Origin of the sequence: Vibrio sp. M60_M70 (assembly GCF_037162085.1) — a bacterium.
Lineage (GTDB): Bacteria > Pseudomonadota > Gammaproteobacteria > Enterobacterales > Vibrionaceae > Vibrio > Vibrio diabolicus.
The window spans coordinates 104,410-117,692 of record NZ_JARLUL010000001.1 but is presented as its reverse complement, the minus strand read 5'-3'; the positions used below and the strand labels follow the sequence as shown (position 1 = coordinate 117,692).

Genomic DNA, 13,283 nt, shown 5'->3' with positions numbered 1-13,283 from the left:
TTTGAATATCTTTAGGATCGAGTTGTCTATGTAATCACACATTTTCTTCATGGTTATCTTATGCAGAGAATCTCGGTGACGCGAGACAATAATCCGTCATCACTGTGCGAAAATTAATGGCGTCTTCAGGGTTTGGCGTACCACTTTATGTAAGTGTCGGTGCAAAGGATGGTTGCGATTGGTTTGTAAGAAACCGCCAGAGACGACAAACTGGCTAAACTCACGGTTGACCAAAGGCATAGCGTAAGAGTCCAGCTCCGGCATCAATACTGCTGAGCTTTGACTGGCATACATAATCGCGTCGGTTTCTTGCAACATTTGGCACGCCACGCGCAAATTGTAGGATTTCAGTAACACCACTGGCTCATAGCCCATACGACGATATTCGGACTCCACGGTACAAAGTGGTTTATACGAGGCGGGCGCAGGCAGAGACACCAGAGGCAGTTTGGACACCGTGTCCCAATCATTGCTGACTTTCGACAAAGTCGGGTGGTTTTTACGTGCCAAAATCACCCGTTTTTCAACAAACAACGGACGCATATAAATGTCTTTCGACAGCTCGGTCTCTTGGTCTAGAATGCAGTAATCGTGCTCGCCCTCTAACATTTCATCGTGCGAGTAACTGTTCCAACTGGAAAAGGCAAAGTGCGCTTTGGGAAAGGCTCGATGGCAGCCAGTTAGCAATCGCTGCCCTTGCTCATCCATCAAATAAGGGTCGGTCACAATCGCGATCTGCCCTTGGTATTGCAGTGGGTCGAACACTTCAAACTCTTGCACCACTTTTTCCAGTGGTGCAATCATGTTGTCGAACTCGGCGGCGAGGCGAATCGCCATCGGTGACGGCTCAACCCCATGCGCTTTACGCACAAACAGCGGGTCATCAAACACTTGTTTGAGCTTCATCACGCCGCGACTGGCGCTCGGTTGAGAAATGCCCAGCTGCATCGCGGCCAGCTTGATGCTGCGGTTTTCCACCACTGCCTTTAATAAACGCATTAAGTTGAGATCCAATGCATCCAGCTGATGTGCCATACCCTAACCTGCCAATACCATTGATGAGCGAATACAGAGAGCGGTTAATTGCGAGTTAAACACTCTCTCCTGAGGTAATTTGATACCCCATATCAACCACTTTTTCTTCTTGCGCTTCACCTTTCAGACGCGCGATCAAAAGCTCTGCGCTCTTTTCACCGATTTTGAAACGCGGCGTATCGACGCTAGTCAGTTTCGGGCTGATGGTTTGACCGATATCCAGCGCGTTATAGCCCACAACTGCCAGCTGCTGCGGAACTTGAATGCCACGTTGTTGCGCGCTCAGCATGGTCCCTATCGCGATGTCGTCGTTGGTACAGAATACGCCATCAAGCGTTGGGTGAGTTTCTAGCGCGCGTTCAAGCAAATCATGCGCTAAAGAGAAGCTAGAGTGATCACCCGTTAATACGTGCTTAGGTTCTAGCCCTGCTTCCGTCATCGCGCGATCATAACCTTGCATACGCAGCTTGGTTCGCGTATCCAGACGCGCCCCAAAATAAACGATTGTACGCTTACCTGAATCTAGCATCTGCTTAACCGCCGTGTACGAGGCATCTTCATGATCTAGCCCAACCGCCATATCAATCGGCTCTGGTGGTAGTTCCATGGTTTCCACCACAGGGATCCCTGCATTTTTTATCATTTGCAATGTACGCGGCGTGTGATGGCTTTCAGTTAGAATAAGTCCATCGACCTGATAAGAGAGTAATGACGCGATCTTGCGTTCTTCTTCAAGCTCATCGTAGCTAAAATGCGCTAAAAGCGTCTCATAGCCATTGGCTTTGGTTACCATCTCGATGCCCTGAACAAAGGAAGCAAAAATTTGGTTGGATAATGAGGGCAGTAAAATACCAATGGCTTTACTGGACGACTTTGACAACATAGCGGGGGCGCGGTTTTCGATGTATCCCATCTCTTCAATCGCAGTCGCAATCTTGGCCCGAGTCTTTTCTGCCACCGATTCAGGGTTACGCATATAACGTGAAACCGTCATCTTCGTGACGCCAACTTGGTCTGCGACATCCTGCAATGTCGTGCGAGTTTTCTTATTCTGTTGAGCCATAAATATGTGATTTATCAGTAATGTTACAAGTAACATTATGACGAATAGACTCTCTGTCGACAAGCTCAGTGAAAATAATTCGCAAAATCATGACGTTATTATTCTATTAGCCACCAAATTGCGTTTCATACATTGTGAGTCAAAGCCGAATAAATAAATGACATTTATATCAAAGTTCTTATAAAATGCCGTACCTAAAAGAATAAGACATTAGGCACAGTGCAGTTAGGCTCTAGCGAAACCCAGATTTACTATCACTTGCTTGATCTGGACGACTCCCAAAAGCAGCAATACCTCCAAGCATTGCAACAAAGTCAACCTGAGCTGTATCAACAACTCGTTCCTCTTTTAGCCCACGAGACACCTGAAGAACAACTAACGCAGTTACTTTACTTTGGTGCTCACCAGGCTACGAACCGAGACGTCGATCTAAGCGGAGAAGTCATCAGTAAGTATCGCCTAACTCATGAGTTGGGTCGCGGTGGCATGGGTGTCGTTTACGCCGCCCTACGTGCAGATGAAACGTTCGAACAAGATCTGGCCATCAAGTTTATTCAAAGCAATTTGAGTAATGTGCTGGGACAACGTGCACTCTTCGATGAGGCACAACTGCTCGCGCGCCTAAACCATCCGTACATAGCGAAAGTGTTTGATGGCGGTCTTCATCAAGATTCAGTTTACATCGTGATGGAGCGGGTATTTGGTCAAACCTTAGATGAATACCTGTCAGAAAATAAGCTGGAAAAGACAGAAAAACTGCTGCTGTTTAAGCAGATTTGTCAGGCGATGGAGCACGCCCACCAGCATCATGTTTTGCATGCCGATCTAAAACCAGAAAATATACTGATTGATCGTAGCAAACGACCCAAACTGCTCGACTTCAACTTGACTCAAAAAGCGCACTCCACCCGAGAGGGAGCACCCTCGGCACTGATTGCGTTTAGCCAAAATTTTGCCAGCCCTGAGCAGCAGGCAGGACAAGTACTGACAGAGCAAAGCGATGTTTATTCATTGGGCAAAATCCTCGCGTTGATGTTTCCGTCACCAGCGGTTTGGTCTGATGTGTATTGGGTGATAAGACGGGCGACGCGTCCAGCCACCCAAGTGCGATACTCAGATGTACGAGCGCTACGCATTGATATCGAGCGAATTATCGAACGTCGCCCTATCGAGCAGAAAAAACACTGGCCTTTGTATAGCGCCTTTCGCTTGGTGCAACGGCGCCCTCTTGCTTCTGCATTGTCAGGCATCATCGTGCTATCAGGTGTGCTATTTGGCAGCGCCATGATGCAAAAGAATATCCAACTGCAACAAGAGAAGAAGATTGCAGAAGATATGATGTACGAAATGACTCGCCTTATCTTCCACGCGAAGGGGCAGAATGTCGAACACCTCTCAGTGAGCTCCATGATGGAGTTAACACGAAGGCGGATACTCTCTAATCCAGATATCCCCAAACACATAAAACAAAAAATGTTGTTGGCGATGATGACACCGGTGCCAAAGAAGCACCTAACTACTCCAATGAGTTGTCAGCCAAATTGTGCGTCTGAGGACAGCTCCAACCAATAAGGCTTAAAACAAGATGTATACACGTTCAGTGGTATTTTGGCTGTCTGCATTGACGGCTACCTCCACGTTAGCAGCAGACACTTCTGCTGCCACTTCACACCCGCCCACTTCATCCTTGAAGCAAGGCTACTTTATCGATGCGCCAGTGACTGGCTTGTATTACAAAACCAGTTCCAATATCACTGGCGTCACTCAGCAAGGGGCATTTCACTACCAACCTGGTGATGTGATTAGTTTCTTCCTTGGCAACGATGATAAAGGTTATCTGCTGACAACCTTATCGAGCCAAGAAGTGCTTACACCGACGATGGCAACAACCAAACCCAGTCGTAGCATCAATATGACGCGCCTGCTGCTCTCTCTCGACAGTACGCCTGAGAATCGTAAGGAAATTGTCTTAGCCAACCGCGTGTTGTCTGATGCTCGCTTTCAAAACCAGCTCAAGGGCCTTGACCTCAATTATCTGGATGACGCCAAACGTCACCTCAATCTCGACTGGGTGTCTGTCGATGAGGCAATTGAGCACTTAAACGAAAGCCAGCTGTACATTGAGAAAAACTTTGCCTCAGATGAGATCATCTTCGAACCTCGCGGCATGACGTTCAAAAACATCGTGATCAAAAAGAAAGATTGGCAAGGCCGCGCTTGTGCTTACGATTTACGTTATCAACATCATCCTAAATATCGCCCTCCGTTTGGTGAAACTCGATTCACCATCACCAAAGATTCATTGATTGAGCACCCAAGCGTTGGCGACCATTTTCAAGGCTGTTTCCTCTCGATGAAGCGCCCTATCACGGAAGATATTGTCGAGCCGATAAGCAAATTTGCGGATTGGTTTAATATCGTCGGTTGCTCAATCACTGGGTGCACCCGCAACGACTTGAATGGTTTCTCTCTCGAAGACTTTGATGATGAAGGCGACTGGAAATACCGCTCCGTTGCACTCAACTTTGATCCAAGTACTGAGCTACTGATGGAAAAAGTACAAGGCCTTGGGCGTAAAAAAAACATCCACCACCACAATCGTACAGAAATGCTGTGGTTTACCTACCCCAACACGAACGAACACGACATCGACTACCTCGGGGTATGGCAGCAGACCCAATACCGCCAGCAGTCCATGACACAATCGTGCCTATTGATGCGCCACCAACAAGTCATGCGACTGCCACACAATGCAGACACCTGTCCAACCGACGCAAGCCTATACACACAAGATGTCACCCAAGAGTATGCGGACATGTGGTGGGTCAACAATGACGAACCCAAAGCCGAGCTTGCGCAAATGAATGTCATGGTACGTTGGTCAACGACCCCTGCCGAAATCAATTACACCACTTGGGAATATCTGCCCGCTGGCGCAACTTGGGAACAAGGCATTTTATATCGCTATCAACAAGATGTTCTCCGCAACCGAGACGGCTCTGATCGCATTGAAACCCACACCATTTCTGAATTTGTCAAAGTGAGCGAGGATGTATAACCATGGCAACAGCAGTAGCACTGACACAAATCATTCAACAATGGCAATCTGGTGATAAACAAGCCGAGAGTGAGCTTTACCAATTTGCGTATTTGCAGTTACGTAAGATCGCCCAACACGAGCGTGAACGAAACGCGGAAAAGTACGGCACCGACAACAAGGTATTGGCCGATAGCGTCAACAGCACCACGGCATTAATTCACGATGCTTACCTGAAGATGTCCAACTGCGACATGAGTGAAATTGAAACAAAACGTGATTTCTTTTTGATGGCCGCCAAAGTGATGCGTCAAATCTTGATCGATAACGCACGCTCGCACCAAGCACAAAAGCGTCAACACATCACATTGATGAGAGATGAAGAAGATCGTTTCGAGCAATTGATTATCATGGATAAAGCGCTGGATAACTTCAGTAGCCGTTACCCACGCCAATCAAGTGCACTCAAACTCAAGTATTTAATGGGAATGAAAAACCAAGAAATCAGTGAACTGCTCGAGTGCAGCGCAAGCTTAATAGAGAAAGACCTAAAATTCTCTCGCAGCTGGTTGCAATCACGAATGGCGCACGCGTAATGAGAAGCAAAAAGTTTTGGATAATCGGCGCAATCTGCGTTGGTTTGCTCGGCGTATACTGCATGTCAGACGAATCCAGCTTGGCATCCGCGGCGGACTCATCAGACAGCACAAGCCAATCAACCACGCGAACACATCGTCAATATGAGCGCACATCTTTAGTTGAAGTAAAGCAAGCGTTGACAGGTTCTGCGTTGGAGAACGCCCACACAAAAGACGGTGATGACGCCTTCAATTCTGCCATTTTAGGACAACCAGGGCCAGTTACGAACCCATTTCATACTACAGAAGACGGCTCTTTTTACGACTCGCCTGTGGGTTATGAAGACAGCCGCTCAAAAGAGGACCCATCAGAGAACAATAAACCCATCATCAACCTCACGGTGGAACAACAGCTACAAACCATTATTTATGCTTGGGAGCTCAACCAAAACTCTCCGATTAGCTATTCGCTCAATCTTAACCAACTGTTTGAAGACCCGGATGGTGATCTCCTCACCACTCGGATTTGGCTCGAAAACGCCAATGGATTAAGGGTGCTAAACCAAGGACAAATGATGGTGCTAGGTGCACCAGAGAACATTAAAACCACCACATACCTGGCGGTAGCGGCGCGTGATGATTACCACGGCGACAGCGACCATGCGTGGGTCACAACACGTTTTGAGTTGCCTGTTGTCACTCCAGGTCACAATGACACGGAACACCCGTTAATTGGCGGCATTGTCTATCGCTTGGAGACGACGCAAAACCTTGGCGGTACCGCGTACGCGTATGAAGTGGTGTATTGCGAAGCGTTTCAGTTTGAGGATGACGAGGTACGTTATGCCGCCTCAAACAACAAACACCAGTGTCCTGAAAAGGGAGACTTAAAAAAGGTGGGTGAGTACAAAATCAGTGATGACTCGTTGATTGTTTATGTCCACGGCGTACGCCAAATTTGGACCACCAAAAAGGTATACGCATCTCAGGTTCATAAAGAGACTCAGAACTATTTCACCACCGTATTTGATGGCAAACAATTCGAAAGCTACACCATGCAAAAAAACAAGCAATCGATGGAAAAACGCATCAATGTCCACACTGGTGAGTACGAATATCAAGGAACGTTGTTTGACTACCTCTTTCCCATTTCAGGAGGAGGTTACATAAACGGGACTGCTAGCAACTACATATTTGATAGAAGTGTTCAGGGTAACGAACCAGTGCACAAACTGGACTCTGATCTCAATATGAAATCAAACCAACATGACCTATTTTGTCATGATTATTTATTTTACTGGTACAGCTCTATCGTAGCGGGGCGAGGCGAGTTTGCCGATATTATCTCTAGCTCAATGGATTTTGACGGCGTAAGTCCAATACATTGTGCTGAATGGCCAGATGATTACTGGCAACGGACATTTATGTTTTACAACCTTGAATACACAGATTACGACATATTCATTCCAGGCGAAGTCTACAGTTATGTGCTTAAACCTCACCCTCAATTTGCTGATCGCGTTGAGGAATTTAAGATCAACATGATTTATCACGCCCCAGTCCTTACCGACACCCAATAAACCTTTATTTACAGATGGTTATTTTGACAAAATAATCATCCCAAAAACAAAACTGGAACCGTGATCAAATTATCAATTTTCCATCATAGACAAAAAATAGAAATAAATTTTACGGGTTTTGTGCGGTTTTTCGTGTCTTGAACCTAGGCTCAATAGTCATTAAAAAGACACCACTCTCTTCAATCTCACTAGTGAGATTGAAAGATAAAAACAATAAAAAAGCGACTTTCTCATTCGGAAACGAAACAAGGACAAATGAATAATGAATAAGGTGAGTTTATTAGCAGCGTCAGTGGCTATCGCTCTTACTGGCTGTGGCGGTTCAGATGGTGGTTCAAACAGTGCTAACAACGGTGTTGTGATCACTGGCTTTGACGGCTACTTCAAACATGCAGTTGTTTTTGAAGATACGAACAACAACGGCCAATGGGACACTCAAGAAACATTCCTTGGTCTGACCGATGAGAAAGGTCAGCTTAAATTGGATGCAAAACCAGAAAACACTCTAGCACTGCAGACCATTACACCAAACGGTGCAAAGCAGAAACAGCTTATCGCTTTGGATGCTAAAGAGTACGCTGGCAAATACACGGTTGATATGGATCATCCAGGCCAAGCCATGGCCCACGAAATCGTGTTCCGTGCACCAACATCGTCAAACGTGATTTCACCTATCACAGACCTTGTTGCGATTGAAATGGCAAAAGATCCATCCATTAGTGAAGAAGACGCAAAAGCCAAGGTAAACCAAGCGCTAGGAGGCTCAGAAGAAGCACCAATTGATCTGTACAGTGATTTTGTTGAAGATGCGACAAAAAACGCCGAACTACATAAAACCGCTCAGATTCTGACCGACTCAAAAGCGCAAAACCCAGCTAACTACGAGAAAAAGGCCACTGAATTTGCTCAAGCGGCAAACCAAGAAGTCGATCGTCTTATCGCATCCGGCGAAAACATCAATGACCCAAGTCTACGTCCAATCATCACTGACGCGACCCCAAATAGCGACAACTTAGCACCTGAAACGGCAATCAATAACAAGCTAACCGTAAACGAAACCGTCGAAGAGGCTGCTAAAGATAAGCTTGGCAAATTACCAAAAATCGTACAAGGCGCAGGCTTTGATGGCGTTGAACTAAACATCGAAGGTCTTTTCACAGACAAAGACCAAAACCTTGTGACAACCAAACTGACACACAACTTAGCAGGCACAGGCATTGAAGTTGAGCAAACTGGCAACCTGATTGTTCTATATCCGACTGCTATCGTAGAAAAAGCTGGTGATTTTGAGATAGTCCTAACGGCGCAAGACATTGATTCTTCAGGTAAGGTTTTGGGTACGGTCAGCACCGTATTTAAGTTCGAAATCGAATCGGCAAACTTACCACCAATGGTTGTAGAAACAGAACAAGCGCATCTACAGTCCATCGTTGATGGTTGGTACCTACAACAAGGTGAAGTATTTGAACAAACGCTCGATATTTCTAGCTTGTTCCAAGATAAAGACGGTCATATCACCGACTACTCAGCGGACTATGTGGACATTGAAGGTCTAACAGTATCTGAGGATGGCAATGCGATTGTCACCATTAAAGGCACACCGACAAAAGCGAGCGAAGCTGGTGCAGCACTTGCGATTAGCGCAACAGATGGCCATACCGCGGTACAGATTGCGCTTAGCATGCCAACGGTTATCGAAGGCGTAACGCCACCACCAGTAGTACCGACTTTGGGCTTCACTCACGAGCACTTCAACGGTCAAGAGTGGAAAATGGGTAGCTTTGCACAAAAAGACGGTGAAATTGGCTATGCCATGTTGATGCAAGACTCTGAAGGCCTACTATTCTGCTGGGGCTCAAACCATGATGAGATGAATCAAGAGTACAAAGCGAGCATCAGCGACTTCCTAGAAAACACATGGGAACACGATGCCTACGCTATTCTTGCCGATCTGGACCAACAAACTGGTTACGCGGAATACCACAGTAAAGACTGTGAAGACGTCGAGCTGAAAGACGGCAAGCTATACAACAGCTACGGCGAAGAGTATGAAATGCTGTACCAGCACACAACCGAGCATAACGGCACTCAGATGATCGTTAAAATCTCAGATGATGAGCTGTTCTGGATGGATTCAAGCAATACACCATTCGCAGAATCACTTTCGGTTGCAGAACACATCAAACACGGCACGGTAGAGCATGACTTGATGGTAGAAAGTAAAGGCTCGGGCGACGACAAAGTCCTGAAATACTCGTCAGGTACGTACGAGTACAACGCTGATACTTACAACTACACGTCGTTCATGCCAACAGGATTCCAAACTCCAGGTAATTGGGAAATCCAGAATGATGAAGGCCGTGAGCTGCTGATTCTAAAAGAAACAGGCTCAGAGTCAGATTACAAAACTCGTCATCGTTACATCAACCGTGATTTTGGTGACTTCTACATCGGTATTCGTTGGAGTAAAGAGCAAAACGGTCATGAATCCGCGCCGGAATATGGTCTGTACTCTCACAACAAAGAAGCCATGACAAGCATCGCGAGTTCACTCCCGATTTTGGAGCCTGGCGATGATGACTAAAGCAACCATCGTTAACCCTTGCTGTGATAGCGTGCATTTGCGTAGAAGACGCAGAACGCTTTGGGAACGCTTGGTCGGCATCAAAGAAGTGTATATCTGCTCCAACTGTCACAAAGAAACGCCACTCAAATAGCGATAATATTTGAGACCGCAAAAAAGCCCCGAACTCGGGGCTTTCTTCTATCTTTTTGACCGCAATATTTGAGTCGTTATTTCACGCACACTACGTTCAATAATGAGGTTCCGGTGAGCTGGTTTGGCTCACGATCTGCGAACAAACCTTTCTTATCTTTGCCCCAATACGGCAGTTGCAGTGGCCATTGATTTTTTTCCATCACACCAGACGCCCTCAACACTTTGAATTCTGCAGGGCTGGCTAAGCTCATACCCAGTTGCTGACATACTTTTTGCGAGTTTTCGTAGTTGAGACGATTCCACGGCTTGCCGTATTCCATGTAAAACTGATTGTGGTGATCGAGTAAATATGGCACCACGTACGTTTTGCCTTGTAAGGAGGTTCTCAACCGAACTTCAATGTCATCATTCCCTGTCACAACCGGCTTCGCTTTGGTCTTAGCAACAGGCTTGGAGGAAGAGTTATCACGTGTATTTTTTGCCTTGGTCTTTGGCTTCTCTTCCGGTGCTTTAAAGGCGTCGGTATCAGCTCGCACGGCAGGAGCTGGCGTGGGTTTCGGGGTCACCGTCGGTGTTGGCTTAACCGAAGATGCGGTTGATTTCGACGGCACTGCGGGTTTAGATGGTGTCGTAGACTGTTTATTCTCTTTTCCAACCACGCGGATGAAAGCCTCTTTGTAATTCGACAAGGTTTTGACTCCCCGCAAATCTCCCCTCGCATCAGACAGATCTTTATAAGGCCCAATCAAACAGCGATAACCTTGGGACTCCGGCTTCATCCACACGTCGGTCGTAATCTTGCTGTAAAGCGGCTTTGCTTTCGCGAGTGACATTGGCTTTGGTAGTAATCCGCATTGAATCCAGTAGAGGTAGTTGCCTCCTTGCGGCACTTTCTTTCCCCATACTCCGTTACCAATTGGGCACGTTTTCTCAAGCATCGGCAGTTCTTTCTCGCTGGCTTGAGTAGCTTGGCAAAGGAACTCCTCCGCCGATACTGGGCTAGAAAACTGGGCGCATACCAGCAACAAGCCGAAAGCTAGGCTTGCTTGGAAGATACGAGATGGGTGTTGTGCCTTCTTCATTTCCATACACTTCACTCTAAATTAGTGGGTAAGGTCATTATGGCGGCAAAGCGCCAAAAAAATGTGAACAAAGAATAACTAGCAAAAAAAGAGCCGGAATTTGCATCCGGCTCTCAGTTTAGGAAGGAATTAAGCGAATTTACAACGCTTGGCGGGAAAATTCTTAACCTTTGTACAGTTTCGGGTTGAATACATCTCGTAACCAGTCACCCAATAAGTTGATAACCAGAACCAGTGTAACCAACACGATGCCTGGGAAGGCAGTAATCCACCACGCACCTGAGAAGATGTAGTTAAAGCCGATGCTGATCAGCGCACCTAGTGACGGCTGATCAACAGGAAGACCCAAACCTAGGAATGACAGTGCCGCTTCCGACATGATCGCATTCGCTACCTGTACCGTCGAGATAACCAAGATTGGTGATAGACAGTTCGGCAGGATGTGACGGAACATGATGCGTGGCGCTTTAAAGCCCATCACGCGTGCCGCTTCTACGTATTCTTTCTTCTTCTCAGCCAGTACTGAAGCACGAATGGTACGTGCGTATTGCGGCCATTCAGCCACACCGATGATCACCACCAGCATCACCACCGCGTATTGGCTGTAAAAATCGCTGCCAAAGCTGGCTTTGAAAATGGCCGACACGATGATCGCGACCATCATGGTCGAGAATGACAACTGTACGTCTGCAAAACGCATCAAGAAGCTATCGATACGACCACCGAAGTAACCCGCCGACAAACCAATGATGATACCCAAAATCAACTGAAGACCGACGGCTAAAAAGCCGATCGTCAAAGACAGACGAGAACCGTAAAGAATGGTCGATAAAATATCACGGCCTTGCTCATCAGTACCAAGAACAAAACGCTCATCGCCCTCTTCCATCCAAGACGGTGGTAGCTCTGAATCCATGATGTCGATAGACGTCAGATCATACGGGTCAGTCGGAGCTAGAATTGGCGCAGCTAATGCCAACACTAAGAACATCATAAAGACCGTAAAACTTGCCATCGCCACTTTGTCGCGCTTGAAGTAATACAAGAAGTCCGACTCTTTAAAACGCTGCCATGCAGATGGAGCGGCTTCAGGAGCTGGTGTTACATTTGATTGGCTCATGATTAAGCTCCTTTTCCAGTTAAGTTCACAGTTGGGTTGATGATGCCGTACAGCAAATCAACGATGGTATTGGTTACCACGAAAATCAGACCAACAAAGATAACGTAAGCTGTGATCAACGGTGTATCGACACGGTTGATTGCTTCTAGGAAAAGAAAGCCTGTACCCGGCCACTGGAATACGGTTTCGGTTAGGATGGTGTAAGCCACCATGGTACCAATCTGCACGCCACCTACCGTCAGTACTGGCAGCATGGTGTTCTTAAGTGCATGTTGGTAGTAAATTTTTTGTAAGTTCAAACCTTTTGCTTTGGCGAACTTAATGTATTCCGAGCTCAGTACTTCCAGCATTTCTGAACGTACCAGACGGATGAACAACGGCAGCATGATAGACGCTAGCGCAATACACGGCAGGATAAGGTGCTTAATACCATCGATGGTAAAGAAGCCAGATTCCCAACCGAGCACGTTAGCGGTTTCACCTCGCCCGTAGGAAGGCAGCCAGCCGAGTTCGATGGAGAAGACGTACATCAGCATGATTGCGGTTAGGAACACCGGAATCGAGATGCCGACACTACTCATCGCCATAACAAATTTGGTAAAGACACTCTTCGGGTGAATCGCGGAATACACCCCGAGTGGTATAGAAAAAACGATAATGATGAGCGTCGCGCCAAACACGAGCTCTAATGTTGCCACCAGCTTATCGAGGATCACCTCAACCGCAGGTCGCTTGAAAAAGTATGATGTACCCAAATCACCTTGCAGTGCATTACCCACAAAGCGCGTGTACTTTGTGATAAAGGGATCGTTCAGGCCCAATTCGTCGCGTAGCGCTTGGCGCTCCGACTCCGAAACCGACTGACCTACAAGCTCACGCAGCGGATCACCCAGGTTGTCCTGAATGGCAAACGCCACCAAACTGATCACAAACATCACTATCAGTGCCTGAAACAGGCGCTTGACCAGAAACGAAAACATTCCTTGCCCCTTAACTATCCATAGATCTCTAAACTTAGAGAGAAAATTCAGTCTGTAAAACTGGCTCAATCCGACTGAAATAAACCGAG

At 46.8% G+C, this 13,283-nt stretch carries 11 protein-coding genes; 6 read left to right on the top strand and 5 right to left on the bottom strand.

Annotated features, from left to right (window positions below; translation table 11 throughout):
* Positions 1 to 99: 99 nt before the first annotated feature.
* Both P4S59_RS00570 and P4S59_RS00565 read right to left on the bottom strand, forming a co-directional pair.
* Positions 100 to 1,035 (bottom strand): LysR family transcriptional regulator, encoded by a 936-nt coding sequence (locus P4S59_RS00570; RefSeq protein WP_048624586.1) that lies wholly within the window; start codon positions 1,033 to 1,035, stop codon positions 100 to 102.
* A gap of 55 nt (positions 1,036 to 1,090) precedes the next feature.
* Complete coding sequence (locus P4S59_RS00565) at positions 1,091 to 2,098, bottom strand: LacI family DNA-binding transcriptional regulator (protein ID WP_012841242.1); 1,008 nt, start codon at positions 2,096 to 2,098, stop codon at positions 1,091 to 1,093.
* A 219-nt stretch (positions 2,099 to 2,317) separates the two neighbouring features.
* Between P4S59_RS00565 and P4S59_RS00560 the strand changes: the two genes are divergently transcribed.
* The 6 genes from P4S59_RS00560 to P4S59_RS00535 all read left to right on the top strand — a co-directional run bounded on the left by P4S59_RS00560 (position 2,318) and on the right by P4S59_RS00535 (position 10,010).
* The gene (locus tag P4S59_RS00560) at positions 2,318 to 3,670 is read left to right on the top strand and encodes a serine/threonine-protein kinase (protein WP_337167859.1); all 1,353 of its coding nucleotides are present in this window, start codon (positions 2,318 to 2,320) and stop codon (positions 3,668 to 3,670) included.
* Between the two features lie 13 nt (positions 3,671 to 3,683).
* On the top strand, positions 3,684 to 5,156 hold the full coding sequence (locus P4S59_RS00555; protein WP_337167858.1) for a chromosome partitioning protein ParA: 1,473 nt from the start codon (positions 3,684 to 3,686) through the stop codon (positions 5,154 to 5,156).
* A gap of 2 nt (positions 5,157 to 5,158) precedes the next feature.
* Positions 5,159 to 5,731 (top strand): sigma-70 family RNA polymerase sigma factor, encoded by a 573-nt coding sequence (locus tag P4S59_RS00550; RefSeq protein WP_005394366.1) that lies wholly within the window; start codon positions 5,159 to 5,161, stop codon positions 5,729 to 5,731.
* Complete coding sequence (locus P4S59_RS00545; RefSeq protein ID WP_337167857.1) at positions 5,731 to 7,293, top strand: hypothetical protein; 1,563 nt, start codon at positions 5,731 to 5,733, stop codon at positions 7,291 to 7,293. Before P4S59_RS00550 ends, P4S59_RS00545 begins: the two co-directional genes overlap by 1 nt.
* A gap of 262 nt (positions 7,294 to 7,555) precedes the next feature.
* Positions 7,556 to 9,877 carry an acid phosphatase gene (locus P4S59_RS00540; protein ID WP_337167856.1) on the top strand — a complete coding sequence of 774 codons (2,322 nt, stop codon included), beginning with the start codon at positions 7,556 to 7,558 and terminating at the stop codon, positions 9,875 to 9,877.
* Entirely contained in the window at positions 9,867 to 10,010 is a 144-nt protein-coding gene (locus P4S59_RS00535; protein WP_012841245.1) for a hypothetical protein, read from the top strand. Before P4S59_RS00540 ends, P4S59_RS00535 begins: the two co-directional genes overlap by 11 nt.
* A gap of 76 nt (positions 10,011 to 10,086) precedes the next feature.
* On the opposite strand, the gene P4S59_RS00530 is transcribed toward P4S59_RS00535, so the two are convergent.
* From P4S59_RS00530 to P4S59_RS00520, 3 genes are all read right to left on the bottom strand, one after another.
* Positions 10,087 to 11,100 carry an SPOR domain-containing protein gene (locus P4S59_RS00530; RefSeq protein WP_301949317.1) on the bottom strand — a complete coding sequence of 338 codons (1,014 nt, stop codon included), beginning with the start codon at positions 11,098 to 11,100 and terminating at the stop codon, positions 10,087 to 10,089.
* Positions 11,101 to 11,257: 157 nt separating this feature from the next.
* Entirely contained in the window at positions 11,258 to 12,214 is a 957-nt protein-coding gene (locus tag P4S59_RS00525) for an ABC transporter permease (protein ID WP_005394358.1), read from the bottom strand.
* A gap of 2 nt (positions 12,215 to 12,216) precedes the next feature.
* On the bottom strand, positions 12,217 to 13,194 hold the full coding sequence (locus tag P4S59_RS00520; RefSeq protein ID WP_031780394.1) for an ABC transporter permease: 978 nt from the start codon (positions 13,192 to 13,194) through the stop codon (positions 12,217 to 12,219).
* Positions 13,195 to 13,283: the final 89 nt, after the last annotated feature.